A 23114-nucleotide genomic window follows, 5' to 3' on the forward strand; every position below is an offset into this window, starting at 1 on the left:
TCCCACACATTGGCGTCCTGACGGACGCGAACCGGCGGAGCGCGCGTCCTCGGATCCGGCGATCCCGTGCGACAGCTTGGCCTAAGGGTCAGCCCTTAGGGCGACGCCCCGAATATCGGCGGACGGACGAGAGGCGTACTCAAAGGCTCACACGCGGCGTTCGCGCCCCCCGATGTTCGTCTTGAGTAAGTAAGGCCCCGTCATGCAAAGCCCCGCCATCGACCTGACCGTCCATCATCAGCCCAAGGGCGCGGCCGATCGCGTCGCCTTCGGCTTCGTCAAGCTGCTGCGGTTCTGCGCCGACACCTTCTTCGCCAAGCGTTATGGCCATCGCGCCGTGGTGCTGGAGACCGTGGCGGCGGTGCCGGGCATGGTGGGCGCGACGCTCAACCACCTGAAGTGCCTGCGCCGCATGTGCGACGACCGCGGCTGGATCAAGACGCTGATGGATGAGGCCGAGAACGAGCGCATGCACCTGATGACCTTCATCGAGGTGGCCAAGCCGACCCTGTTCGAGCGCTTCGTGGTCGTCGCCGCCCAGTGGGTCTTCTACCTGTTCTTCTTCGGCCTCTATCTGATCTCGCCGAAGACCGCCCACCGCGTGGTCGGCTATTTCGAGGAAGAGGCGGTGATCAGCTACACTCACTATCTCGCCGAGATCGACGAGGGCCGTTCGGAGAACGTGCCGGCGCCGGCCATCGCCAAGGCCTACTGGAACCTGCCCGACGACGCGACCCTGCGTGACGTGGTCGAGGTGGTCCGCGCCGATGAGGCCCACCACCGCGACGTGAACCACGACTTCGCCAACGAGCTGGCCGGCCTGCCGCAAGGCGTGGTCGCCCCCTGCCCGCCGCACGTGACCCTGGAGCCGGCCTGGAAGCAGGCGGCCTGAGGAACGAAGGCTCCGCCGGACGCAGCCCTGCGTCCGGCCCTGGAGGTCCAGCATGATGCAGACCTACGAATTGATGATGGATGTCAGGGGGGAGCGGGTCTTCGTTCCCCTGACCTGCCGTCCCGGCGAACTGATCACCCTGGCCCGCCGGGCCCTGGCCGAGGCCGGCGCCTCCAGCTGCGACATCACGCAGTTCGGCGACCTGCTCTTCTCGCTGGACGTGGCCGACGCGCCTCCGCGGCGCCCCCAGCCGGCCAACGCCCCTTGACCCATGTCAAAGATGACGCCGGCGTCATCTTTATAGTGGCTCTTGAGCTCGGCGATGGAACCGGGCCGAAGGGAGCCAAGCCATGCTGCATGTTCAGATCGTCCAGGGACCGCCGACCGAGGTCCAGACCTTCGATGACGACGACCTCGCCCGCCGCCTGACCGACCACGACGTCGACTGCATCCGCGAGATCTTCAACACTCCGCTGACCGGGTCCTACAACTGGGACTACGAGACGGCGAACACGAAGATCCGCAAGCTCTACGAGCTCGGCAAGCGGTTCAACTGGAACTCCGAGCTCGACATCGACTGGGACCAGCCCCTGCCCCAGCGCCCGGCCGCCGCGGGCGAGGACGACGGGCCCGAGGGCTTCAAGGACCATCCCAAGTGGAAGGCCCTGACGCCGGCCCAGAAGGCCGAGTTCGCCCACCGCTCGCAGGCCCAGACCCTGTCGCAGTTCCTGCACGGCGAGCAGGGCGCCCTGATGGTGGCCTCGCAGCTGGTCAGCTGCGCGCCGACCCACGACGCCAAGCTCTACGCCGCCTCCCAGACCTTCGACGAGGCCCGCCACGTCGAGGTGTTCCACAAGTACCTGATGCACCGCTGCCGGATGATCTATCCGATCAATCCGAGCCTGAAGTTCCTGCTCGACAAGGTGCTCACCGACCAGCGCTGGGACCTGAAGTTCATCGGCATGCAGATCCTGATCGAGGGCCTGGCGCTGGCGGCCTTCCAGACCATCCACGAGACCACCGAGGACCCGCTGCTGCGCGACGTGGTGGGCCTGGTCATGCGTGACGAGGGCCGGCACGTGGCCTTCGGCGTCAACTATCTGGAGGACTGGATCCGCGCCCTGCCGCAGGAGGAGATCGAGGAGCGCGCCCAGTTCGCCTACGAGGCCTGCGTCGTCATGCGCAACCGCCTCGTCTCCACGACGGTCGCCGAGGAGTTCGGCTTCACGCCCGAGGAGGCCATGGAGATCAACAACGCCAGCCAGGGCGGCCAGGCGTTCCGCAAGTTCCTGTTCGAACGGATGATCCCGAACCTGAAGCGCGTCGGCCTGCTGACCGACAAGGTGCGGCCGAAGTTCGAGGAACTGGGCGTGCTGGAGTTCGAGAACCTGAAGCACGACGGCGCCATCGACTGGGCGACCCTGGAACGTCCCCTCACCGTCGGCGACGGCAAGGTCATCGCCGCCTGAGCCTGTCGGCTCGACCATCCCCTCCTGGGGTGAGCCTGGCCCGCATCCGACCTCGGATGCGGGTCTCCTTTTTTTGGCTGCGGGCCAAGCAAAACGGCCCGGGACGATGTCCCGGGCCGCTCGCTTTCCCGCGATGACCGCCGCTCTTTAGGCGAACTGGTTCATCGTGTTGTGGACGCCGCCGGCCTTCAGGGCCGCTTCGCCGGCGAAGTACTCCTTGTGGTCGTCGCCGATGTCGGAGCCCGACATGTTCTGGTGCTTCACGCAGGCGATGCCCTGGCGGATCTCCTCACGCTGCACCTGCTTGACGTAGCCGAGCATGGCTTCGTCGCCGAAGTAGCGCTTGGCCAGGTTGTCCGTGGACAGGGCGGCCGTGTGATAGGTCGGCAGGGTGATCAGGTGGTGGAAGATGCCCGCCCGCTTGGCGCCGTCGGCCTGGAAGGTGCGGATGCGCTCGTCGGCTTCCTTGGCGAGGTCGGTCTCGTCGTAGTCGACGCTCATCAGCTTGGCGCGGTCGTAGGCCGAGACGTCCTTGCCGGCGTCCTTCCACGCGTCGAACACCTGCTGGCGGAAGTTCAGCGTCCAGTTGAAGGACGGGCTGTTGTTGTAGACAAGCTTGGCGTTCGGGATGACCTCGCGGATGCGGTCCATCATCGAGGCGATCTGCTCGACGTGCGGCTTCTCGGTCTCGATCCACAGCAGGTCGGCGCCGTTCTGCAGCGAGACGATGGAGTCCAGGACGCAGCGGTCGGCGCCGGTGCCTTCGCGGAACTGGAAGAGGTTCGAGGGCAGACGCTTCGGACGCAGCAGCTTGCCGTTGCGGCTGATGATGACGTCGCCGTTGCCGACCTTCGAGGGATCGACCTCTTCGCAGTCGAGGAAGCTGTTGTACTGGTCGCCGATGTCGCCCGGCTCATGGCTGACGGCGATCTGCTTGGTCAGGCCGGCGCCCAGCGAGTCGGTGCGGGTGACGATGATGCCGTCCTCGACGCCCAGCTCTAGGAAGGCGTAGCGGCAGGCGCGGATCTTCTGCAGGAAGTCCTCGTGCGGGACGGTCACCTTGCCGTCCTGGTGGCCGCACTGCTTCTCGTCGGAGACCTGGTTTTCGATCTGCAGGGCGCAGGCGCCCGCCTCGATCATCTTCTTGGCCAGCAGATAGGTGGCTTCCGCGTTGCCGAAGCCGGCGTCGATGTCGGCGATGATCGGAACCACGTGGGTCTGGTAGTTGTCGATCGCGTCGAGCAGCTGCTGTTCCTTGGCCTTGTCGCCGGCGGCGCGCGCGGCGTCCAGGTCGCGGAACATGAGGCCGAGCTCACGGGCGTCGGCCTGGCGCAGGAAGGTGTAGAGCTCTTCGATCAGCGCCGGCACCGAGGTCTTCTCGTGCATCGACTGGTCGGGCAGCGGGCCGAACTCCGAGCGCAGGGCCGCGACCATCCAGCCCGACAGATAGAGGTACTTCCGGTCGGTGGTGCCGAAGTGCTTCTTGATGGAGATCATCTTCTGCTGGCCGATGAAGCCGTGCCAGCAGCCGAGCGACTGGGTGTACTTGCTCGGATCGGCGTCGTAGGCGGCCATGTCCTTGCGCATGATGGCCGCGTTGTAGCGGGCGATCTCCAGGCCGGTCTTGAAGCGGTTCTGCAGACGCATGCGGGCCACGCTCTCGGGATTGATCCCGTCCCACGTGCCGTTCTTGCTCTGAATGAGCTGCTGCATCTGAATGATATGATCTTGGTAGGACATGCGCCTCTCCTCGATGCGAATTCGGTTGGCGGCTCCCTACCCTCCGCGCGAGGGGCGCCGAAAGCCCTGGCGAGGTGGGGATGTAAGGCTTTACAGAATTTCGTTGTAATGTTGTAAGGGTCCTCACGAAAGGATTCCGCATGGCCAACGAACGGCGCCTCTATCTGGGCGCCAACCTGCGCCGCCTGCGGCGCGACCTCGGCCTCACCCAGGCCGACATGGCCGCCGACCTCGAAGTCTCGGCCTCGTACATCGCGCTGCTCGAACGCAATCACCGGCCGCTCAGCGCCGAGATGCTGCTGCGGCTGGCCCAGACCTACAAGGTGGACGTGGCCGCCCTGGCCGGCGGGGCCGGCGCGGACGACGCTGCGCGGCTCCAGGCGGTGCTGAAGGACCCGCTTTTCGCCGACATCGACCTGCCCGCTCTGGAGAGCGGCGACGTCGCCACCAACTATCCGGCCTTCACCGAGGCGCTGCTGCGCCTCTACACCGCCTATCAGGAGGAGCACCTGGCGCTCGCCGACCGGGCCGAGGCGGCGCGTGACAGCGACCTGGAGGAAGCGCCCGATCCCGTGGCGGAGTCCCGCCGCTTCCTCGCCGCCCGGCGCAACAGCTTCCCGACCCTGGACGATGCGGCCGAGCGTCTGGCCCAGGCCATCGCCGCCCACGAGGGCATGGCCGGCTATCTGAAGTCGCGCCATCAGCTGAGGGTGCGGCGGATCCCCTCCTCCGTCATGGTCGGATCAACCCGGCGGCTCGACTGGCACCGGCGCGAACTGCTGCTGGACGACTCCCTGGACGGCGCCAGCCAGTCCTTCCAGCTCGCCCTGCAGCTCGCCTATCTCGAACTGCCCAAGGAGATCGATGCGGCGCTCGCGGAAAGCAGTTTCGCCACCGAGAGCGGCGAGCGCCTGACCCGGCGCGCGCTCGCCAGCTATGCCGCCGCCGCCGTGCTCATGCCCTACTCGGCCTTCGCCAAGGCCGTGGAGGCGCGCCACTATGACGTCGAAGCCCTGGGCCGCCAGTTCGGGACGAGCTTCGAGCAGACCGCCCACCGGCTGACGACCCTGCAGAAGCCCGGCCAGGAGCGGGTGCCCTTCTTCTTCATCCGCGTCGATCCGGCGGGCAATGTGTCCAAGCGCCTGGACGGGGCGGGCTTCCCCTTCGCCCGGCACGGCGGCGGCTGCCCGCTCTGGTCCCTGCACGAGGCCTTCCGCACGCCCCGGCAGATCGTGACCCAGTGGCTGGAGTTGCCGGACGGCCAGCGCTTCTTCTCCATCGCCCGCACGGTGACGGCCGGCGGCGGCGCCTATGGCGCGCCCCGGGTGGAGCGGGCTATCGCCCTCGGCTGCGCGGCCGAGCACGCCCACAGGCTGGTCTACACGCAAGGTCCCGACGCGCCGCGGCCCGAGAACGCCACCCCGATCGGCGTCACCTGCCGCCTGTGCCACCGGACCGAATGCACCGCCCGCTCCGCGCCGCCGATCGGACGCCAGATCCTGCCTGACGACATCCGCCGGACGACCGCGCCGTTCGGATTCTCGGACAACTGAGGAATCCGGGCACGCCCTGCCCCGTCGCGTGAAGATCGCGGGGAAAGCTTCGACGCTGCAGAAGGAGGCGCGCAACGACCTTGCTTTCGGCAGCCTTCGCCCGGCGCGCCAGGCGCGGCCATCGCAACGCATGGGGGCTTCAAACGCGCGCGCTTCCGTGCAGTAAAGCGGCCAAGATGCGCCCGCCGTCCGCGGCGGGCCGGACGCTTGGAGTGGAAAGGCCGTTACGCGCATGGACATCAGCAACACCCTTTCGGTCGACGATCTTCTGCACGCCTTCGTGGAGAAGGAGCTGCTGCCGGGCACGGGCGTAGAGGCCGGGGCGTTCTGGGCTGCGCTGGAGAAGATCCTGGCGGAGTTCGGCCCCCGCAACGCGCAGCTGCTGGCCAAGCGCGACGAACTGCAGGCGAAGATCGACGCCTGGTGGAAGGACCGCCGCGGCAAGCCCTTCGACGTGGCCGAGGAGATCGCCTTCCTGAAGGAGATCGGCTATCTCCTGCCCGAACCGCCGGCCTTCGAGATCGGCACGCAGAACGTCGATCCGGAGATCGGCAAGGTGGCCGGTCCGCAGCTGGTGGTGCCCGTCTCCAACGGCCGCTACGCCCTGAACGCCGCCAACGCCCGCTGGGGCAGCCTCTATGACGCCCTTTACGGCACCGATGCGCTGGAGCCGCCGACCGGCGGCAAGGGCTATGATCCGGCGCGTGGCGCCAAGGTGATCGCCTATGCCCGCGGCGTGCTCGATCGCGCCGCGCCCCTGGCCGCCGGCTCGCACGCCGACTCCGCAGGCTACGCCGTCGAAGGCGGCAAGCTTGTCGTGAAGCTGAAGGACGGGACGACCACGGGCCTGGCCGACCCGGCCCAGTTCGTCGGCTATCGCGGCGAGGCCGCAGATCCCGCCGGCGTGCTGCTGCGCCACAACGGCCTGCACATGGAGATCCAGGTCGACCGCACGCACAACGTCGGCAAGGACGATCCCGCCGGCGTGGCCGACGTGCTGGTGGAATCGGCCCTGACCGCCATCCAGGACTGTGAGGACTCGGTCGCCGCCGTCGACGCCGAGGACAAGACCAACGTCTATCGGAACTGGCTCGGCCTGATGAAGGGCGACCTGACGGCCACCTTCGCCAAGGGCGGCAAGACCGAGACCCGCCGCCTCGAGCCGGACCGCACCTATGCCGCGCCCGGCGGCGGCGAGGTCACCCTGCGCGGCCGCAGCCTGCTGCTGGTCCGCAATGTGGGCCACCACATGCTGACCGACATCGCCACCCTGGACGGAAAGCCGGTCTACGAGACCCTGGTCGACGCCCTGGTCACCGTCGCGGCGGCCCTGCACGACCTGAAGGGCAAGCGGGCCAACAGCGCCGCGGGCTCGGTCTATGTGGTGAAGCCCAAGCTGCATGGCCCCGAAGAGGTCGCCCTGGCCGTGGCCCTGTTCGACCAGGTCGAGGACGCGCTGGGCCTCGCCCGCAACACCGTCAAGATCGGCATCATGGACGAGGAGCGCCGCACCAGCGCCAACCTGGCCGCCTGCATCCACGCCGCCAGGGACCGGGTCGTCTTCATCAACACCGGCTTCCTCGACCGTACGGGCGACGAGATCCACACGGCCATGGAGGCCGGCCCCATGGTGCGCAAGGACGCCATGAAGGCCGAGCCGTGGCTGGCCTCCTACGAGAAGCGCAATGTGGAGATCGGCCTGGCGACCGGCTTCCCCGGCCGCGCCCAGATCGGCAAGGGCATGTGGGCCATGCCCGACATGATGAAGGACATGCTGAGCGCCAAGATCGGCCATCCGAAGGCCGGCGCGACCACGGCCTGGGTGCCGTCGCCGACGGCGGCCACGCTGCACGCCCTGCACTACCACGAGGTCGACGTGCCGGCGCTGCAGGCCGAGATGGCCCAGGCGGCGACGAAGACCGGCGCCGACGCGCTGCTGACCCCGCCGCTCGCCAAGTCCAACTGGAACGCCGCCGACGTGCAGCAGGAGCTGGACAACAACTGCCAGGGCATCCTGGGCTACGTCGTCCGCTGGATCGACCAGGGCGTCGGCTGCTCCAAGGTGCCGGACATCCACGATGTGGGCCTGATGGAAGACCGCGCGACCCTGCGCATCTCCAGCCAGCACATGGCCAACTGGCTGCACCACGGCGTCTGCACCGAGGCGCAGGTCCGCGAGACCTTCGCCCGCATGGCCAAGGTGGTGGACGAGCAGAACGCAGGCGATCCGGCCTATGCGCCGATGGCGGGCAATCCGGACAGCATCGCCTATCAGGCGGCGCTGGAGCTGGTGTTCGACGGCCGCAACCAGCCCAACGGCTATACCGAGCACATCCTGACCCGCCGCCGCCGCGAGCGGAAGGCGCAGGTCGCCGGCGCCTGAGCGCGCCTGCGGGGGGCGGCTAGATCCAGCCGCCCTCCCGCAGGGCTTCGATCGAGCTCTGCGCCCCGGCGTGGTGAATGAAGGCGCCGCCCTCGGCCTCCCAGAGGTGGCGGAAGCGGTCGGTGTCGTCGACCAGCACGTCGCCCGCATGGCAATGCCGGCACTTCAGCGCCGCCTGGGTGGTGATCACCTCCACGCCAGGAAAGTGCTGCGCCGCCCAACGGCGCTTCTGTGGCTCGGCCCAGCGGCCATGGGGCAGGCCCGTCAGAATGACGGGGTCGCGATGGCGGACCGCCTGGTGGAGCTCCATGGCGTCGGGCAGGAGCGGCAGGCGTCCGAAGAAGTCCGGCGCGGCGGCGAGCCGCCGCCAGAACTCCTTCAGCCCGTAGCGCTCCGAAAACACCCGGGGCGGCGCCCCCAGGACCGCTTCGGCGCCGCGGTCGAAATCGGCCAGCACGCCGTCGCAGTCGAGGAAGATGCGCCCCATGCCGCCAGGCTCAGGCGCGGCCGAAGTTGCGGCTGGTCGCCCCGCCTTGGCCGCCGCTGCCGGGCTCGCCGATGGGGCCCTCGGGCGCCTCGCCAAGTTGGGCTCCGGCGCTCTTCATGGCGTTCACGGCCTCGGCGTCGACGCCGTCCACCCGCTCGACATCGTCCCAGCTGAGGAAGGGACGCGCCTCCACCAGGGCCCGCGCGCGCGCGTCGCCGGCGACGGTGCGAAGATCCTCCTCCGTCGAGGTGTTGAGATAGACCGTCTGGCCCTGGGCCATGTTCGCCTCCTGTCGATCGTTGGGGTTGCTCATCCAACCGCCGAGCGGCGCTCCCGTTCCTGACATGGCGGCCAACGAAAAGCGCCCCCGGGAGATCCCGGGGGCGCTCGCCGAACGGTCCTGGCGTCGAGCTTAGAGCTCGCCGGCCGCCGCGATCAGGGCCGAACCGATGGTCCCGCCGAACAGGTTCGAGACCGAACCCTGGCCGACGCCGGCCGCGTCGCGGGCGCGCAGGTCGCCGCCGAAGCTGTAGCGGACGCCGATGCGGAAGGTGTCGGTCGTCAGGTCCAGATCGTCCCACTTGCCGCGCTCATAGCCGCCGACGACGCTCACCGGCGTGCCGGCGAACTGGTACTCGGCGTCCAGGCCCAGATTGTAGAGGTCGGTGTCGAGGCCGTCGCCGTCGGCCTTCGAGAAGCCGGCGCTGGCGCCGACGCGGAAGTTGTCGGCGAAGAAGTAGCGGCCCTCGCCCCGGACGGACCAGAAGTCCACATCGTCCAGGTCGTCGGCGCGGCCGTAGCCGAGCTGGCCGTGCAGGGACACGTTCTGCATCTGGGCCTTGCCCTCGACGCCGACGCCCCAGAGCTTGGCGTCGTCGTTGGCCTGGACGCCCAGGAAGCCGCCGACATAGCCCGCGCCCACCGGCGTGTTCAGATGGCCGGTGGCGGAGAAGACGTCGGCGTCGTCGCCGTCGGCGTCGAAACGGGTCACCGAGCCCTCGATCTGGCCGTTCAGAGTGCCACCCTGGAAGGCGGCGGCGCCTTCGACCTGCCAGGCGTCGCCGTCGGCGTCGAGCCCGGCGGCTTCGACGTCGGTCTTGCCATAGTTGAGACCGATCTGGCCGACCTGAGCGGCGGCGGGCGAAACGGCGGCGAACAGAGCAGCGGCGGACACCGCGGCGAGAAGCGACTTGGTCATTTGTTATTATCCGTAAGCGAACGAAAGAGGGCGCCCAATAAGGTGGCGCTTGAATCGCTGCAATGCCGATTGAATCGGCAGGACCGCTTCAACTCTCAATTGTGGCGCGCGGGCCACAGCCGCCCGGGCGGCATTGATCTGCCTTAAGGCGCCGACGCCCGCCCTCCGTCAGTCTTCCCGCATGCAGCCAGGGAGATTGAGATGGACCGGTTGAAGGGAAAGGTCGCCGTCGTCACCGGCGCGGCGGTCGGACTGGGACGCGCCATCGTCCAGCGGATGGCCGAGGAAGGCGCCAAGGTGGCGCTGTTCGATGTCCTGGTCGAAGAGGGCGAAGCCGCGGCTGAGACGCTGCGCAAGGCCGGATATGAGGCGGCGTTCTGGCGCTGCGACGTGGCCAAGGAAGCCGAGGTCGCCGCCTGCGTCGATGCGGCCGCCCAGCGCTTCGGGCGGATCGACATCCTCGTCAACAACGCCGGCGTGTCCGGCGCCAACAAGCCGACGCACGAGATCACCGAGGCGGATTGGGACTTCGTCCAGGCGATCAACGTCAAGGGCGTCTTCTTCGGGACCAAGCACGCCATCCCGCATCTGAGAAAGGCGGGCGGCGGGGCGATCATCAATCTCTCGTCGATCTACGGCCTGGTCGGCGCCCCCGACGTGCCGCCCTATCACGCCTCGAAAGGGGCGGTGCGGCTGATGACCAAGACGGATGCGCTGACCTATGCGGCCGAGAAGATCCGCGTGAACTCGATCCATCCGGGCTTCATCTGGACGCCCATGGTCGAACATCATCTGGAGAACCTGGGCGACCTGGAGGCGGGGCGGCGCGCGACCGCCGAACTCCACCCCCTCGGCCATATCGGGGAGCCGGACGACATCGCCTGGGCGGCCGTCTATCTCGCCAGCGACGAGGCCAAGTTCGTCACCGGCGCGGAACTGGTGGTGGACGGCGGCTACACCGCGCGCTGAGCCGGAAGGCCGGCGAAGGGGGCCGCCGACCGCGGCCCCCGTGCGCCCTCAGTGCGACACCAGGATCGGGACCGGCAGGCTCGCCGTCATCTGGCGGCTCACCCCGCCCAGGATCAGCTCCTGCAGGCGCGGCCGGCCATAGAGGCCCATCACCACCATGTCGGCGCCGAGTTCGGCGGCCTGGCGCTCCAGGACGTCGCCGGCGGACTCGTCCTGGCTGGGATCGACGATGAGGTTGGCCGATACGCCGTGCCGCTCCAGCAGACGCTGGAGCATGCCGTCAGGCCCGCCCTCGCCCTTGGGCGAGACCACCAGCACAGTCACCTCCTCGGCGGTCTCCAGAATCGGCCAGGCGTCGCGCAGGGCCCGGCCGGCCTCGCGGCCGCCGTTCCAGGCCACCAGGACGCGACGGCCGACGGGCGGGGCATAGTCGTCCTGCGGCGTGATCAGCACCGGCCCGCCGCTGGCCATGGCGAGGTGCGCGGCCGAGATCTCGTGCTCGCTCAGGCAGGCCTTTGCGACCCGCGGCATGACCGTCAGGTCGGCCCGGCGGGCGGCGGCCATGATCGGCGCGTGGTAGTCGCCGCTGAGCGTCAGCCAGTCGGAGGCGACGCCGGCGTCGCCCGCGGCCGCCTCAAAGGCCATGCGTGCGGCCTCGCCCGCCTCGTCCACCGCCTTCTGGTGCCCGGACAGCACCTCGTCGACCACGTCCCGCGGCAGGGCGCTGAGGCTCTCGGCCGCCATGTACTGGCGGATGTAATCGCTGGTCAGGAAGACGCCGGTGAGGTGGGCCTTGAAACGGCTGGCGAGGTCGGCGGCGGTCCGGGCGCGCAGGGTGGCGGCCGGCGTTTCGTCCACATGGACGAGAATCTGGCTGTAGGACATGGGGGCTCTCCGTCTGTCGGCTCAACCTAGCCGGGCGGGCGGGCGCCACCTTGACCGGCGTCAACCCGTCGGCCGGGCCTCGGCAAGCCGCGCGGCGAGGCTGGCGATCAGGGCCTCGCGGGCGGCGTCGTCCGGCGCCTCGGCCAGGGCGGCGTTCAGGGCCAGGTTCAGCGCCGCGCGCGCATTGTGCCAGTCGGCCCGGCTGGCGGCGCCGGCCGCAATGCGGCTCGCGCTCGCGCCGAGCGGAACGGCCTGCGGGCCGGTCAGTTCGAAGGCCGCGTCCATCTCCGGGATGACGAGCTGGCCTTCCTCGAAGCCCGACTGCGCCAGACGGTCCTTCAGCGCGGCCAGCGCAACCGGCTCGCCGTGGTTCAGGAACACCTTGCCCGCGACGGGCCCCCGCGCCTGGGCCCACTCGGCCAGTCCGGCGGCGTCGGCGTGGCCGGAATAGACGTCGAGGGACACTATGCGCGCCCGGACCCGCACCTCGTCCTCCTGGATGCTGACCCGCTCCGCCCCCTCCTGCAGGAAGCGCCCGAGCGTGCCTGCCGCCTGGAATCCGGGGAGGAAGACGGTGGTCTCCCGGCGCCACAGGAGGCGCTTGAGGTGCTTGCGGATCCGGCCGGCCTCGCACATGCCGCTGCCGGCCATGATGATGTGCCAGCCGCGGAGGCGGTCGAGCCGGTCGCTCTCGGCGGGCCTGCGCAGGAAGGTGAGCCGCCCGCCCGCGCGCAGGCCTTCGAACGGGTTTCGCCCGGTCTGGCGATTATAGCCGCGCTCGCGGAAGACCTCCGTCGCCTCGATGGCGAGCGGCGAGTCGAGGAAGATGTCGGCCTCGGGAATGCGGTTCGCCTGCATCAGGATCTGCAGGTCGGCGATAATCTCCTGCGCGCGTTCGACGGCGAAGGTCGGAATGAGCAGCGGACCGCCCGCGGCATAGGCCTGGTTGATCTCCTCGGCCAGGAAGTCGCGCCGCGCATCCGGCGTCATCCGCAGCCGGTCGCGGTCGCCGTAGGTGGATTCCAGCACCAGATGGTCGACGCCGCTCGGCCCCTCCGGATCGGCGGCGTATTCGCGGCCGCCGGCGCCGATATCGCCGGAGAAGAGGATGGTGGTGTCGCCCTGCTCGCCCGAGACCCGCACCTCGACCGAGGCGGCGCCTAGTATGTGCCCGGCCTCCCAGTAGGTGGCGGTCAGTCCCGGCAGCACCTGGGCCGGCGCGTTCAGCTTCACCTTGGCGAAGGCCTTCGTCGTCTTCTCGCCGTCGCGGGCGGTGTAGATCGGCTCGACCTCCGGCAGGCCGCGCCGCTGGTTGCGGCGGTTCAGGCGACGGACCTCGTTCTCCTGGATGTCGCCGGCGTCGCGCAGCATCACGCCGCACAGGTCGCGGGTCGCCGCCGTGGCGTAGATCGGCCCCTTGAAGCCGGCCTTGACCAGCTTGGGCAGCAGCCCCGAGTGGTCCAGGTGCGCGTGGGTCAGCAGCACGGCGTCGATCGTCGCCGGATCGAAGGGGAAGTCGCGGTAGTTCAGAGCCTTCAGCGTCTTCGGCCCCTGGAACATGCCACAGTCGATCAGCACCCGCCCGGCCTCCGTCTCAAGCTCGGCGCAGGAACCGGTGACGCAGCCGGCGGCGCCGTGGAAGGTGAGGCGGATGGACATGCGGACCCTTTCGCGCTGAGGACGAGGCCGGGCACACTGGGCGGAGGCGGGCGGCCGTCCCGTGATCCAGATCAAGCCCTGCGGAGGACGAATGGCGAACGCGCCGATCACCATCTTCATCGACGCCGACGCCTGCCCGGTGAAGGACGAGGTCTACAGGGTGGCCCAGCGGTACGGGCTGAAGACCTATGTCGTCTCCAACGCCTTCATGATGATCCCCGCCTCGCCCCTCGTCGAGCGGGTGGTGGTGGACGCCGGTCCGGACGTGGCCGACGACTGGATCGCCGAGCACGTCGCGCCGGGAGACGTCGCGATCACCAACGACATTCCCCTGGCCGAGCGGGTGCTGAAGGCCGGCGGCCACGCCGTGGCGCCGAACGGCAGACCCTTTACGGAAAACTCCATCGGCTCGGCTGTCGCCCAGCGCGCCCTGATGGAACAGCTGCGCTCCACCGGCGATTTCCTGGGCGGACCGAAGCCCTTCGACCGCAACGACAGGTCCCGGTTCCTCCAGGCGCTGGACGAGATCATCCAGAAGGAGCGCCGGCGCCGAGGCTGATCGGGTATCTTGCCGCCGGCCTGTCGGGTTGGCGCGCCGCCGACCGTCCTTGCGGCGCGGACGACGAAAAGGAGTTCCCCATGCCCTATGTCGACGGCTTCGTCCTGGCCGTGCCGAAGGACAATGTCGAGGCCTACAAGGATCTGGCCCGCCGCGCCGGCGAGGTCTGGATGGAGTACGGCGCGCTGACCTATGTCGAATGCGCCGGCGACGACGTGCCGGAGGGTGAGACGACCTCCTTCCCCATGGCCGTGAAGGCGCGGGCCGACGAGGTCGTCTTCTTCTCGTGGATCACCTACGTCTCGAAGGAAAGCCGAGACGAGATCGTCGCCAAGGTCATGGCCGACCCGCGCCTGCAGGCGGACGAGTCGGCCATGCCGTTCGACGGCAAGCGGATGATCTTCGGCGGCTTCGTCCCCGTCGTGACGTTCTGACCTACTCGGCGCCCAGGCCCAGGACCTTCTTCAGGAACTGGACCTCGGTGGCGCGGACCTGTTCCTGGTTGGCCTTCTTGTGCACGCCGTGGCCCTCGTCCCGGGCCAGCACGTACCAGACCTCGGTCCCCTGCTCGCGCAGTTTGGCGACCATCTGCTCGGACTCGCTCTGCGGCACGCGGGGATCGTTGGCGCCCTGATAGATCATCATGGGCTTGCGCATGCGCTCGCTCATGTTGATCGGCGCGATCTTCTCGAAGACGGCCCGCATGGCCGGGTCGCGTTCGTCGCCATACTCGGCCCGACGCAGGTCGCGGCGGTAGCCCTCGGTGTTCTCCAGGAAGGTGACGAAGTCGGAGATGCCATAGAGGTCGATGACGCCGACCAGCCGCGGGTTGTAGTGGGCCGCGACGGCGAGCGCCATGTAGCCGCCATAGGACTGGCCGACCACGGCCACCCGGCTCGAGTCCAGATCCGGCTGCTGCTCCACCCAGTCCAGCAGGGCGCCGATGTCCTTGACCGAATCCTCGCGCTTCTCGGCGTTGTCGAGCGACAGGTAGGTCTTCCCGTAGCCGGACGAGCCGCGGACGTTGGGGATGATCACGGCTGCGCCCAGCTCGTTCACCCAGGCCTGGCGCCGGGCGCTGAAGCTGGGCAGCTCCTGGCCTTCCGGGCCGCCGTGGATCTGGATGACCACCGGCAGTTTCCCGCTGGCGCCTTGCGGCTTGTAGACGAAGGCGGGGATCGAGCGGCCGTCGAAGGTCTCGTAGCGGAAGAGGCTCGGCTCCACGAGGGTCGACGGGTCGAGGCCGCCCAGTTCGCTGTCGGTCCAGCGGGTGAGCTTGCGGCTCGCCAGCTCGTAGCTCCAGACGTCGCCCGAGGCGTTATAGGTCGACAGGCTCAGACCCAGCCGCGCGCCGTCGGGCGAGAACTTCAGGGCCGTCAGCACACCCTTGGGCAGGTCGGGGCCGGCGAGCTCGCGGCCGGTGGCCACGTCGCGCAGGACGACCTTCGAATAGCCCTCCTCGTTGACGACATAGGCGATGGTCTTGCCGTCCGGCGTCAGGTCGAAGCCCTCCGCGCCCCACTTCGCGCCGCTTTCCAGTTCGCGCATGGCGCCGGTGGCCAGGTCGAACACCACCGGCCGCGTCACTTCCGAGCCGTCGTCGGAGAGGGTGACGACCGTGTTTCCGCCCGGCCCGAAGGCCGCGCCGGCATAGTGGACCTTGCGATCCTGCGGTCCGAGCCGCGTCAGCTCGCCCGAGGCGATGTCGAGGACGAACAGCTCGACATCGGCGATGGAGTTGTAGCGCGTCAGCAGCATGCGACGGCCGTCGGCGGAGATCTCCAGGGGCGACATGGCCCCCTCGCCTTCCAGGACGACGCGACGGCCCTCCGGATCGGCGGCCGGCGCGATCATGATGTCGTAGTTGGGGTCGCCGGGCGTCACCTGGCTCCAGGCCACCCGGGCGCCGTCCTTGGAGAAGACGAAGTCGCTGTTGCGGGTGCCGGGCTTGGTCAGGCGGACCTCGTGGCCCTGAAGATCGCGCAGGAAGCCCTGATAGTATTCGGAGCCGCCCTCGTCGCGGCGATAGGCGAAGCGCGCGGCCCCCGGCTGGGCCGTCGCCACGGTGATCGGCTCGTCGAAGAAGGTGAGCTGGGTGCGCGCGGCCAGGGGCTGGGCGACATGGTGGATCTGCTCGGTCTGGCCGAAGCGGGTGGCGATCAGCATCGAGCCGTCGGCCAGCCAGTCCTCGAACACCGCCGAGCGGACCTCGTAATAGGGGGCGATCGCCTCGGCCACCGCGTCGGGCAGGGGCGGCGCGCCCTCGAAGACGAGTTGCCCGACCTCGCGCCGCTCCACCTGGGCGAAAGCCGTTGCGGCCAGGCCAAGCGCCATGACCGAACCGAGAAGAAGCGCGCGCGAAAGCATGGGAAGCCCCTGAACCAGTGAACAGGGGCGTGAGCCAAGCCCTTCGGGCGGCCGGCGTCAATGCGCAGCCGGCCGGCTCAACCCTCCCGGTGCGCCACCGTCCACAGGAGCCACAGGCCGATCAGGATCGCGCACTGGCCAAGGGCGGCGACGAAGGAGATGGGGCCGATGCCCAGTCCGAACAGCGCCCGCTCCAGCATCGGCGTATGGCCGTAGGAGATGGCCAGCATGGCGCTGAGCAGGGCGAGGCCTCCGAGGACGAAAGCCGCTCCCGCGACGGCGCGGGCGATCAGGGGCCGCCGCGGCGGCCCGGAGCCGGATGTCATGGCCGTATTTCCCATGGTGACTGACTGCGGGACGATCCGTCGCCACGGGACGCCTCGCCTTGATCGCAGTCAAGCCGCGCCGCCGGTTGAACGCCGCACGGCCACGCTGCGTTGTCGGTTCAGTCGAAAGGAGACGAGATGGATCCCGATTCCTTCTTCACGGGCTGGCAGCCCATCGTGCGCGTGCTGGTGATCGGGACGGCGGCCTATGTCGCCCTGGTGGCCGTGCTGCGCGTCTCCGGCAAGCGGACGCTGTCCAAGCTGAACGCCTTCGACCTGGTGGTCACCGTGGCCATCGGTTCGACCTTCGCCTCGATCCTGACCTCGAAGGATCTGGCCCTGGCCGAGGGCGTGACGGCGCTCGCCCTGCTCACCGGCCTGCAGTTCGCCGTCACCTTCCTGTCGGTGCGCATCAGGGCCGTGGACCGGCTGGTCAAGGCCGAGCCGACCCTCCTGCTGCGCGACGGCGAGCCCCTGCCGGGGGTCATGAAGCGGCAGCGGGTGACGGAGGACGAACTGCGCGTGGCCGTCCGCAATTCGGGCGGCCGCGAACTCCAGGACGCCGCCGTCGTGATCCTGGAGTCCGACGGCAGCCTGAACGCCATCCTGAAGGGTTAGTTGGCCGCGGTCGCCCGGCCGGCGAGTAGTTCGGGCAGGCCGGCGCGACGGCGGAACCAAAGCGCGAAGAAGGCGGCCGCCAACAGCAATTCGGCCAGGTCGCCGCCGTAGTACATCCACTGGGCCGCCGCTTCGACCTCCGCCCGAGAGGCGGCGACGCCCCTGGGATAGCCGTAGCCGTACATGATCTTGCCCAGCATCGCATGGGCCGCCGTGGCCAGGAACAGCACGGCCAGCCGCAGCCCCATGCCCGGACGGTGCGGCGCGGGGTCGGGGCCGGCGATCGACCAGGTGAAGAGGTAGCCCGACAGCACGAAGTGGACGTGCAGCAGTACGTGAACCGCCCCATTGCCCTGGCTGAGCGCGTAGAGCGGCGTCAGGTAGAGGACGTACATGCCGCCGATGTCGAGCAGGGCCGCGGTGATCGGGTGGATCAGGATCCGCAGGGGCGGCGTCGCCAGCAGGGCCGTGATCGCGCGCGCCGTGGCCACGGGAACCTGCCGCAGCAGCAGCGTGCCCGGAGCGCCCAGCGCAAGGCCGATCGGGGCGAACATGCCGAGCAGCAGATGCTGGACCATGTGGCCGCGCAGATCGCCGTGCGCCCAGGGGGCGATGGGCGGCAGCATCGCCGCGCAGATCAGGCCGACGCCGACGGCGAAGGCCGCCGTGCGCCACGGGCTCCAGCCCTGCGCCCGCTGTTCGCGGCCTGCGCCGAAGAGGTAGGCGGCCAGTCCGAGGCTCGGCAGGACGACAAGCAGCAGGACCAGCGCGGCCGAACTGGCCGCCAGGCCGGCATGACCCCCGTGATCCATGGCCTAGCGGCCCGGGGCCCGCTCGGCCCGCGCCCGCCGCAGAAGCACGAAGCCCACCGCCAGCAGCAGGAGCCCCGCCCCGTTCCAGGCCAGGTCGTAGGGCAGGAGGTTGTCCACATAGCGGACCTGATGCAGGCGCAGCACCTTGTGATCGACGATCCCGTCGAAGAGCTGGAAACCGCCCGCGCCAATGAAGAAGCCCGCCCAGGCCGAGCTGCGGGCCAGGGCGCGCCGGGCGCGGACGTCGGCCAGCATGAAGAAGCCCAGCACCAGGATGATCAGCTCCGCCGAGTGCAGCAGGCCGTCGGAGAACAGGGCGACGGCCGATGTCGAACGATCGAAGAAGTGGTGCCACGCGAGAAGCTGGTGGAAGACGATCTCGTCCACCGCGGCGGTGACGCCCACGCCGATCAGCCCGGCGGCGAGCAGGGACCGGCGAGGATCGGCCGGTTCGCGTTCGGCGGCTTCGGCCATCGGAACCCTCCAGGAGCGGCGCGGCGGCGCCTGTGGGCTCCTCAACTGACCAGGGCCCGCCGCCGGTTCCCGCCCGGCGGCGGCGCCATGCGCCCCGGCGCGGTCAGGTCTTCGCGGGGACGTAGACCTCGCTTCCGCCGGCGCGGAACTTCTCGCTCATCTCGGCCATGCCCTGGGCGGCCATGTCGTTCTGCCCACGGGCGGCGTCTCGGATGTCCTGGCTGATCTTCATGGAGCAGAACTTCGGACCGCACATGGAGCAGAAGTGCGCCGTCTTGTGCGCCTCCTTGGGCAGGGTCTCGTCGTGGTATTCCCGCGCCGTCTCCGGATCGAGGCCCAGGTTGAACTGGTCCTCCCAGCGGAATTCGAACCGCGCGCGGGAGAGCGCGTCGTCCCAGGCCCGGGCCGAGGGGTGGCCCTTGGCGAGGTCGGCGGCGTGGGCGGCGATCTTGTAGGTGATCACCCCGTCCTTCACGTCCTTGCGGTCGGGCAGGCCCAGGTGCTCCTTGGGCGTGACGTAGCAGAGCATGGCCGTGCCGAACCAGCCGATCATGGCCGCGCCGATGGCGCTGGTGATGTGGTCATAGCCCGGCGCCACGTCGGTGGTGAGCGGACCGAGCGTGTAGAAGGGCGCCTCGCCGCAGGCGGCGAGCTGCTTGTCCATGTTGGCCTTGATCTTGTGCATGGGCACGTGGCCCGGCCCCTCGATCATGGTCTGGACGCCGTACTCCCAGGCCACCTTGGTCAGCTCGCCCAGGGTCTCCAGCTCGGCGAACTGGGCCGCGTCATTGGCGTCGGCGATGGAGCCGGGCCGCAGGCCGTCGCCCAGGCTGAAGCTGATGTCGTAGGCCCGCATGATCTCGCAGATGTCCTCGAAGTGCTCATAGAGGAAGCTCTCGCGATGGTGGGCCAGGCACCACTTGGCCATGATCGAGCCGCCGCGCGAGACGATGCCGGTCACGCGGTTGGCGGTCAGCGGGATAAAGGGCAGGCGCACGCCGGCGTGGATGGTGAAGTAGTCCACCCCCTGCTCGGCCTGTTCGATCAGGGTGTCGCGGAACACCTCCCAGTTCAGATCCTCGGCCACGCCGCCGACCTTCTCCAGCGCCTGGTAGATGGGCACGGTGCCGATCGGCACGGGGCTGTTGCGGATGATCCAGTCGCGGATGTTGTGGATGTTGCGGCCGGTGGACAGGTCCATGACCGTGTCGGCGCCCCAGCGGATGGCCCAGACCATCTTGTCCACCTCGTCGGCGACGGTGGAGAGCACCGCCGAATTGCCGATGTTGGCGTTGATCTTAACCAGGAAGTTGCGGCCGATCGCCATCGGCTCCAGCTCGGTGTGGTTGATGTTGGCCGGGATGATCGCCCGGCCGCGGGCCACCTCGTCGCGGACGAACTCCGGGGTCACCAGGTCGGGGATGGCGGCGCCGAAGTCCTCGCCGTCGCGGATGAAGGGCTCGCCTTCCTTGCGGCGCAGGTTCTCGCGGATGGCCACGTATTCCATCTCGGGCGTGACGATCCCCCGCCGGGCGTATTCCATCTGGGTGACGCTGACCCCCGGCCGGGCGCGATAGACGCGGCGCGGCGTGGAGAATTCCGGCGCCAGGTGGGCCCCCTTGGCGAAGCCGTTGTCCTCGGGCTTCACGACCCTGGGATCGGAGACAACCTCCACATCCCCGCGGGAGACGACCCAGGGCTCGCGGGTGCGCGGAAGACCCTTCTCGATGTCGGTCTTGACCGCCGGATCGGTATAGGGCCCCGACGGGTCGTAGAGCGTGACCGGCGGCTCGCCGGCGCTCTCGTGGACGGCCACTTCGCGGAACGGCACGCGGATGTCGGGCCAGAGCACGCCGGGCTCGTAGACCTTCTTCGATCCGGGGCGCTCGCCGGTGGGGATGGCGGCGGCTTCCAGCTTGGAGGTGGGCTTGTTCATGAGAGGTCTCGTGGAACGGTGGAGGATGGGGCCGCGGGCTCAGCCGGCGGCGCGACGATAGCCGACCAGGGTCAGCCAGACCCCGACCGCCACGGCGGCGAGGCCCGAGCCGACCACCAGGGTCTTCGAGCGCAGGGCCCTGTCGGCGAGGTCGAAGACCACCTCGGGCGCGAAGATCAGGAAGACGCCCCTCAGGACGAAGAGCCAGGCGACGAGGCTGACGGCGATCTCGGCCGGGGCGCGCCATCTCTGGTGCGTCGCCAGGAGCGCGAGCCCCGCCAGGAGAACCAGCATGCCGGTGACGAAGGTGAGCGCCGCATCACCCTGGAAGGCGTCGATGAGCCCGCCCAGATCGTCGCGCCGCAGGACGGCGACCGCGCCCGCGGCGGCGAGGAACGGCCCCAGGACGCGGGCCGATAGCCGGGTGGATTCCACAATGCGCGCCATGCGCTCTCCCTTCCCTTCGCCGGCATGACCCGGATCAGGTTCTGCGGGTCGCGGGCTCGCCCGCCTCTCAGCCGCCCAAGCGCGGCCCCCCGAGGACGAAGGGGACTCTAGTGCCGCGCGACCGCCGCGCCAAGCGCCCTCCTGCGGTCAAGCTTTGGCCGCAATGGGGCGGAGAGTCGGAACAGCGGGCCGGGCGGGGAGTTGTCCGCCGCAGGAGGAAGACGAATGACCAGAAGACTTGCTTCGCCCCTCGCCGCGGGCCTCGCCGGCGCAGCCGCCGCGCTCGCCCTGTCGGCCTGCGCGGCCAACGACACGCAGAGCTACGCGGCCGAAGCGGCCACGGGGAACGCCAATGTCGCCTCGACGGCGCGCTCCTGCTTCCGCATCAGCAACATCCGCGCCCAGAAGGTGCTCGACAACGACACGGTCCTGTTCAGCACCGGCCTCGGCCGCGACGACGTCTACCAGGTCGACATGCGCAGCGCCTGCCTGACCGGCGCCCTGGCGAGCGATCCGCTGATCCTGCGGCCGACCGGCGCGTCGGACGTGGTCTGCGACCGGATGGATATGGACATCGGGGTCAAGACGCCCATCGGGGCGACGCCCTGCATGATCGAGAATGTCCGGCGGCTGACGGCGCAGGAAGTCGCGGCCATGCCCCCGCGCGACCTGCCCTAAGGCCTACTCCACCGCGATCCCCGCGGCCTCCAGCGCCTGGCGCAGGGGCGCAAGCCCCTCGCCATAGCGCCGCCAGCGGCCGACCGAGGAAGCGTAGATCGGACGGCGCACCTGGACCGAACTGGCGGTGGCCACCGGCGCGCCGTTCTCGTGGAAGGCCAGGCAGCGGGGGTCGAAATCCAGGCCGCAGAAGTCGAGCAGGCGGCGCGTCTCGCCCTCCTGGTCGGCCACCAGATCCTCGTAGGCGACCTCGGTGAACCGGTCCGCCGGCAGGGCGGCGCGCCAGTGCGCCACGAGGCGGTCGAAGCCGGCGTAGTAGCGCGCCGTGTCGGCCAGGTCGTAGGCGTAGTCGTAATAGGAAAAGCCGGTGGCGAAGAGCTGCCGGAAATTGGCCAGGCAGGCGTCCATCGGATGGCGCCGCAGGCAGACGATGCGGGCGTTCGGCAGGGCCCTGTGGATCAGCCCGGCATAGATGACGTTCAGCGGCATCTTGTCGACGAAGCGGCCGTCGCCGCCGATGACCGGCCGCACGCTCTCCAGATAGCTTGCCCCCGCACGGCGCAGATCGAGCCCGAGCGCGCCCTCCAGGACCGGCGCGTCGAGCACATAGGCCCCTGGCGTCTTCGTCATGCGCTTGAGGATCAGGGCGAAGTTGGTGAGTTCGCCGGCCGAGCGCACCTGAGGGTGGCTGGACAGGATCCGGTCGACGAGGGTGGTGCCGGTGCGCGGCAGGCCGACCACGAAGATCGGCCGTTCCGACGGATCGCCCTGGCTCTCGTCTCCCGCCCGGAAGGTCGCCGCCGCGGCCTCGAACAGCTCGGCGTCGGCGGCGGGGTCGTAGCCCACGTCCCGCCGCTTGGCGGACTTGGCCTTCAACAGCCAGGAGAGCGCCGTCTGCGGATCGCCGAGATCCTCATAGGTCTTGGCGAGCGCATGGCCGAGATGGAGCCGGCGCTCGGCGTCGCCGCCGGCGGCCTCGAACTGGCGGGACAGCGCCTCCACGAAATTGCTCTCCGCCGTCTGGCGGCGGAGCTGCACGCGTGAGGACCAGGCGCGGTGGAGGCTGGGATCGAGATCCAGCGCCGCGGCATAGGCTGCTTCGGCCCCGTCGAAGTCTCCGGAGAACTGTCGCGAGGCCGCCAGATTGTAGGCGAAGCCGGCGTTGCGCGGCTCACGCGCGAAGGCTCGTTCGAAGAAGCCGATCGCCCGGTCGTGCAGGCCGGCGCGACTGTAGACGACGCCGAGCGTGTCCAGCGTGTGGGCGTCGGCGGCGCCCCTCGCCTCGGCCTCCTGCGCGGCGTCCAGGGCCTCTTCACGACGGTTGAGCGCGATCAGGCAGCGCGCCAGCTGGGCCGGCGCCTTGGGGTCGGCCGCGTCGAGGGCGGCGGCGCGCCCGAAGAGCTCGGCGGCCTTGAGCGGATTGTCATGGTCGGCCGCCAGCACCCCCAGGAGAAACCAGGCCCTGGCGGCCCCGGGGTCGGCTGAGAGGACCTCCAGGCACAGGGCGTGGGCGGGCTGATAGGCCTTGTCCGCCATCAGGCGCTCGGCGCGCGCCAGCCGCTCGGCCAGCGCGGAGAGGGGATGGGAAGCCATCGACGCCATCAAACCGGTGCATACGCGCTCATAATTTCGTCATACTCAGGAATTGCGTTCGGCGCCGCA

At 69.5% G+C, this 23114-nt stretch carries 23 protein-coding genes and 1 riboswitch; of the genes, 10 read left to right on the top strand and 13 right to left on the bottom strand.

Annotation, left to right across the window (positions count from 1 at the left end; translation table 11 throughout):
• The first annotated feature begins 202 nt into the window (after positions 1-202).
• From H2041_RS06495 to H2041_RS06505, 3 genes are all read left to right on the top strand, one after another.
• A complete protein-coding gene (locus tag H2041_RS06495; protein WP_293410797.1) occupies positions 203-892 on the top strand; it encodes an alternative oxidase in 690 nt (229 codons plus the stop codon).
• Between the two features lie 52 nt (positions 893-944).
• Positions 945-1160, top strand: coding sequence for a hypothetical protein (locus tag H2041_RS06500; protein WP_293410799.1), 216 nt, complete (start codon positions 945-947; stop codon positions 1158-1160).
• 82 nt (positions 1161-1242) lie between these two features.
• Positions 1243-2361 (top strand): ferritin-like domain-containing protein, encoded by a 1119-nt coding sequence (locus tag H2041_RS06505; protein ID WP_293410800.1) that lies wholly within the window; start codon positions 1243-1245, stop codon positions 2359-2361.
• 147 nt (positions 2362-2508) lie between these two features.
• Here H2041_RS06505 and H2041_RS06510 read toward each other — a convergent pair whose 3' ends face one another.
• Positions 2509-4101, bottom strand: a complete 1593-nt coding sequence (locus tag H2041_RS06510) for an isocitrate lyase (protein WP_293410802.1) — start codon at positions 4099-4101, stop codon at positions 2509-2511.
• Between the two features lie 140 nt (positions 4102-4241).
• Here H2041_RS06510 and H2041_RS06515 point away from each other — a divergent pair, with 140 nt between their 5' ends.
• Together H2041_RS06515 and H2041_RS06520 are read left to right on the top strand one after the other, a co-directional pair.
• The gene (locus tag H2041_RS06515) at positions 4242-5654 is read left to right on the top strand and encodes a short-chain fatty acyl-CoA regulator family protein (RefSeq protein WP_293410803.1); all 1413 of its coding nucleotides are present in this window, start codon (positions 4242-4244) and stop codon (positions 5652-5654) included.
• A 232-nt stretch (positions 5655-5886) separates the two neighbouring features.
• Entirely contained in the window at positions 5887-8037 is a 2151-nt protein-coding gene (locus H2041_RS06520; RefSeq protein WP_293410805.1) for a malate synthase G, read from the top strand.
• Positions 8038-8056: 19 nt separating this feature from the next.
• Here the strand turns inward: H2041_RS06520 and H2041_RS06525 are convergent, their stop codons facing one another.
• From H2041_RS06525 to H2041_RS06535, 3 genes are all read right to left on the bottom strand, one after another.
• A complete protein-coding gene (locus H2041_RS06525; protein ID WP_293410808.1) occupies positions 8057-8524 on the bottom strand; it encodes a hypothetical protein in 468 nt (155 codons plus the stop codon).
• Between the two features lie 10 nt (positions 8525-8534).
• The gene (locus tag H2041_RS06530; RefSeq protein ID WP_293410810.1) at positions 8535-8837 is read right to left on the bottom strand and encodes a hypothetical protein; all 303 of its coding nucleotides are present in this window, start codon (positions 8835-8837) and stop codon (positions 8535-8537) included.
• Between the two features lie 99 nt (positions 8838-8936).
• On the bottom strand, positions 8937-9722 hold the full coding sequence (locus tag H2041_RS06535; protein ID WP_293410812.1) for a porin: 786 nt from the start codon (positions 9720-9722) through the stop codon (positions 8937-8939).
• Between the two features lie 201 nt (positions 9723-9923).
• Here H2041_RS06535 and H2041_RS06540 point away from each other — a divergent pair, with 201 nt between their 5' ends.
• Positions 9924-10691 carry an SDR family NAD(P)-dependent oxidoreductase gene (locus H2041_RS06540; protein ID WP_293410814.1) on the top strand — a complete coding sequence of 256 codons (768 nt, stop codon included), beginning with the start codon at positions 9924-9926 and terminating at the stop codon, positions 10689-10691.
• Between the two features lie 48 nt (positions 10692-10739).
• Here the strand turns inward: H2041_RS06540 and H2041_RS06545 are convergent, their stop codons facing one another.
• Positions 10740-11576 (bottom strand): universal stress protein, encoded by an 837-nt coding sequence (locus H2041_RS06545; protein WP_293410816.1) that lies wholly within the window; start codon positions 11574-11576, stop codon positions 10740-10742.
• Between the two features lie 60 nt (positions 11577-11636).
• Positions 11637-13235, bottom strand: coding sequence for an MBL fold metallo-hydrolase (locus H2041_RS06550; RefSeq protein WP_293410818.1), 1599 nt, complete (start codon positions 13233-13235; stop codon positions 11637-11639).
• A 91-nt stretch (positions 13236-13326) separates the two neighbouring features.
• Between H2041_RS06550 and H2041_RS06555 the strand changes: the two genes are divergently transcribed.
• The gene (locus H2041_RS06555; RefSeq protein ID WP_293410821.1) at positions 13327-13794 is read left to right on the top strand and encodes a YaiI/YqxD family protein; all 468 of its coding nucleotides are present in this window, start codon (positions 13327-13329) and stop codon (positions 13792-13794) included.
• A gap of 80 nt (positions 13795-13874) precedes the next feature.
• Complete coding sequence (locus H2041_RS06560) at positions 13875-14228, top strand: DUF1428 family protein (protein ID WP_293410824.1); 354 nt, start codon at positions 13875-13877, stop codon at positions 14226-14228.
• Position 14229: 1 nt separating this feature from the next.
• Here the strand turns inward: H2041_RS06560 and H2041_RS06565 are convergent, their stop codons facing one another.
• Both H2041_RS06565 and H2041_RS06570 read right to left on the bottom strand, forming a co-directional pair.
• Entirely contained in the window at positions 14230-16161 is a 1932-nt protein-coding gene (locus H2041_RS06565) for a S9 family peptidase (protein WP_293410826.1), read from the bottom strand.
• Between the two features lie 77 nt (positions 16162-16238).
• A complete protein-coding gene (locus H2041_RS06570; RefSeq protein WP_293410827.1) occupies positions 16239-16487 on the bottom strand; it encodes a hypothetical protein in 249 nt (82 codons plus the stop codon).
• Between the two features lie 138 nt (positions 16488-16625).
• Here H2041_RS06570 and H2041_RS06575 point away from each other — a divergent pair, with 138 nt between their 5' ends.
• Entirely contained in the window at positions 16626-17105 is a 480-nt protein-coding gene (locus H2041_RS06575) for a DUF421 domain-containing protein (RefSeq protein WP_293410829.1), read from the top strand.
• Here the strand turns inward: H2041_RS06575 and H2041_RS06580 are convergent.
• The 4 genes from H2041_RS06580 to H2041_RS06595 all read right to left on the bottom strand — a co-directional run bounded on the left by H2041_RS06580 (position 17102) and on the right by H2041_RS06595 (position 20774).
• On the bottom strand, positions 17102-17917 hold the full coding sequence (locus H2041_RS06580) for a cytochrome c oxidase assembly protein (RefSeq protein WP_293410831.1): 816 nt from the start codon (positions 17915-17917) through the stop codon (positions 17102-17104). The genes H2041_RS06575 and H2041_RS06580 overlap by 4 nt on opposite strands.
• Before the next feature lie 3 nt (positions 17918-17920).
• On the bottom strand, positions 17921-18391 hold the full coding sequence (locus H2041_RS06585) for a DUF2243 domain-containing protein (protein WP_293410834.1): 471 nt from the start codon (positions 18389-18391) through the stop codon (positions 17921-17923).
• Between the two features lie 103 nt (positions 18392-18494).
• Entirely contained in the window at positions 18495-20327 is a 1833-nt protein-coding gene (thiC, locus tag H2041_RS06590) for a phosphomethylpyrimidine synthase ThiC (RefSeq protein ID WP_293410836.1), read from the bottom strand.
• Positions 20328-20366: 39 nt separating this feature from the next.
• Positions 20367-20774, bottom strand: a complete 408-nt coding sequence (locus H2041_RS06595) for a hypothetical protein (RefSeq protein WP_293410838.1) — start codon at positions 20772-20774, stop codon at positions 20367-20369.
• Positions 20769-20876: riboswitch (TPP riboswitch) on the bottom strand. (Overlaps the previous gene by 6 nt.)
• A gap of 123 nt (positions 20877-20999) precedes the next feature.
• Here H2041_RS06595 and H2041_RS06600 point away from each other — a divergent pair.
• Entirely contained in the window at positions 21000-21452 is a 453-nt protein-coding gene (locus tag H2041_RS06600) for a DUF6491 family protein (protein ID WP_293410840.1), read from the top strand.
• Between the two features lie 3 nt (positions 21453-21455).
• Here the strand turns inward: H2041_RS06600 and H2041_RS06605 are convergent, their stop codons facing one another.
• Complete coding sequence (locus tag H2041_RS06605) at positions 21456-23045, bottom strand: tetratricopeptide repeat-containing sulfotransferase family protein (protein WP_293410842.1); 1590 nt, start codon at positions 23043-23045, stop codon at positions 21456-21458.
• Positions 23046-23114 lie beyond the last annotated feature (69 nt).

This window comes from Phenylobacterium sp. (assembly GCF_013911965.1).
Taxonomy (GTDB): domain Bacteria; phylum Pseudomonadota; class Alphaproteobacteria; order Caulobacterales; family Caulobacteraceae; genus Phenylobacterium.